Origin of the sequence: Marinimicrobium locisalis, from assembly GCF_039822625.1 — a bacterium.
Classification (GTDB): Bacteria; Pseudomonadota; Gammaproteobacteria; order Pseudomonadales; family Cellvibrionaceae; genus Marinimicrobium; species Marinimicrobium locisalis.
On sequence record NZ_JBDLLG010000063.1, the window covers coordinates 1 to 1,850 of the forward strand.

The following is a 1,850-nucleotide window of genomic DNA, read 5'->3' on the forward strand; positions in this document are numbered from 1 at the left end:
CCATGCCGCTCCTTGTATTCCATGTCAGTTTGAAAAACGTCATTATGCCACGGGTATCACGGCCAAACTGTGAACCCGTCAAAAAACTGGGCCGAAACCTGTGAAAAATGGCCTCCTCCCTCATCGCCGAGCCGCCCTGCGTCGGCCCTACAACCGGCCCTGTTCGTCGGCTGCTACCAAAGAGCCTGGTGCTCCGGCTGGTGATTTCGAGGGGCGTATTGTTCAAAAGCGTTCATGCATTATTGCCGTTTGACGCGTCTGCTTTTTATCCACTTGCAAGCAAATAAAAGGAGCACTAGTAGGCTGGCGGCTACTGGTATGTAATAGACCTTAATGGCGCTGACCATCATGAGAATTGGGTAACCCGCAATATCATTACCAACATTAACACTCTCTAAGCCATGCTTGTAATAGAGAAGGCCGATAATGACTGCTGCAAAAGCGACTAAAGAAGGCCCCAGGAAAGCCTCTTTGACAGTGGCTCCGCAATTCCGCTTTAAGTAGGCCCAGCCATAAAGCCATATAACGCTGCCGAGCAGGGTGAAAGACAACGCTGTAACCAGCTGACTGTAAAAGTATTGTTCGACACTCCCTGCCCCCAAATTGGGATAGATAAAGTCAACCATCGCGGGGTAAAGGAAAAAACCGGCGAGAGTACAAACCACTGTTATACTTAGTCCGGCTAACAACGGTGTAGGCCTCATTTTATGAACCTGCGTTTACAGTACTTGGTAAGTAGGTTGGCACTAGTTCGTGGAATTGAGTAAGTCTTTTAACAGGCGAGCTCTTTCTTTTGAATCACGAATTTCTTCAAGCTGCCCGCTCTCTGGTGCATAGATTGCAAACGCCGTCGGGGGAGGACTGTTCCCAGGCATTACGAAATGCACATCGCTTCTTCCATATAGCTGTACATGCGGAACTGGATCGCTGCCCCAGGTGAAAGGACTCATAGGTTCCCCCAACTCATATTCACGGCTTAGCAAGCCTGCCGCAATGCGGCTATTCAAGGGTTTTACCGAATTTCTAACGCCCCTGTAAACGTAATAAAGACCGTTCCTTTCTGTGGGTGCCGTGGTTATTCTTCTTTTCCTGCTTAAGAAGTGACGGATATATTGCCATTGACTAGGCGTACCATCCAAAGGTTTTCCATCAAACAGGTAGGTTTCAAAGTTGCAATATCCAATGATCTGCCGGTAGATCTGGGTTACTTCACCAAGTCGGAAATATCACTGGTATGGATAGACTCGATAATAACAAAGGACTTATTGGTGGGTTTGCACAGCTGCATATTCATCTGTTCTATACTCCTTTAGAGCCAGCCTTATTGAAATCGAACGTTAGCATTTAAAGATGGCTGAGTAAATCTTTCGATGTGAGACCATAATCACACTTTTGAGGGAAGCAATTCACAGCACAGCACCCAATGTCCGGTTCATGGCGCACTAGAGAGAGTCCGCAGTTGATCCGACAATCCAGCGAGTCATACATATCTACGGATAGCGAAGAGGGCTTCCCGGGGCTACCACCCATTTGCCCCTCTATTAACCGGCAAAAATCGAACCCGCCGAAAATCCTTAAGAAACCAGCCGGCTCCTTATTTATCGCTCTGAAAACCCTTGCGTGCTTCTCCACAATGGTCTAAATCTAGAGCTAAATGATACCTATAGTTGGCGAAACATCAAGTAAAATGAAGGGTTTTGTGCCAAAATATTATCCCGCTGACTCTGTAACCCGGAGAATTAATCAGCACCACATGACCATTAGCGTTAATCCGGCCCCGTATCTCGGAGCCGCTTTGGCTGAGAATGCGGTTAAGCGCCACTGAACCGGCATCCGGCTGGTTATAGTTC

Annotated in this window: 2 protein-coding genes; both read right to left on the reverse strand. The window is 47.7% G+C overall.

Features of this window, described 5'->3' with window-relative positions; all coding sequences use genetic code 11:
* Positions 1–239: 239 nt before the first annotated feature.
* The gene (locus tag AAE514_RS18370; protein ID WP_347333017.1) at positions 240–704 is read right to left on the reverse strand and encodes a hypothetical protein; all 465 of its coding nucleotides are present in this window, start codon (positions 702–704) and stop codon (positions 240–242) included.
* A 974-nt stretch (positions 705–1,678) separates the two neighbouring features.
* Positions 1,679–1,850: filamentous hemagglutinin N-terminal domain-containing protein (locus AAE514_RS18375; RefSeq protein WP_347333018.1), on the reverse strand; the 172-nt coding region annotated here is incomplete at its 5' end.

Coding starts and splice junctions, on each gene's coding strand:
- AAE514_RS18370 (WP_347333017.1), bottom strand. CDS start 704: ATGAGGCCTACACCGTTGTTAGCCGGACTAAGTATAACAGTGGTTTGT.